Annotated in this window: 1 protein-coding gene; it reads right to left on the bottom strand. The window is 59.0% G+C overall.

Going from position 1 to position 271, the window contains the following annotated elements; genetic code table 11:
• A partial coding sequence (locus SB754_RS20390; RefSeq protein ID WP_410784182.1) for a replication endonuclease occupies positions 1-271 on the bottom strand: 271 nt, incomplete at both ends.

Here is a 271-nt window from a genome sequence, read left to right as displayed (position 1 = left end):
CAGCTCGCCGCTGTCCTCCTGATATGCATAATCGCGCATAATCTGACGCACGCGCTCCAGCTGCTCAGGCCGCATAAACATCAGCATGTGCCAGTGCGGGGTCGCATCGTGATGCGGTTCGGCAACACGGATGCCAAAAATGCGGATATCTTCGCGGTGCAGTTTGGCCCGGATTTTCTGCCAGACGCTGCAGAGATACCGCTGTGTGTCTGCAGGGCTGGCGCCGTTCCACTTGCGGTTGCGATGGCCGGTCTTGATCGTGGCGTGATAG

Origin of the sequence: Leifsonia sp. SIMBA_070 (assembly GCF_046534635.1) — a bacterium.
In the GTDB taxonomy this organism is placed as follows: Bacteria; Actinomycetota; Actinomycetes; order Actinomycetales; family Microbacteriaceae; genus Leifsonia.
The sequence above is the reverse complement of the archived record's forward strand: the minus strand, read 5'-3'. Positions and strand labels throughout refer to the sequence as shown.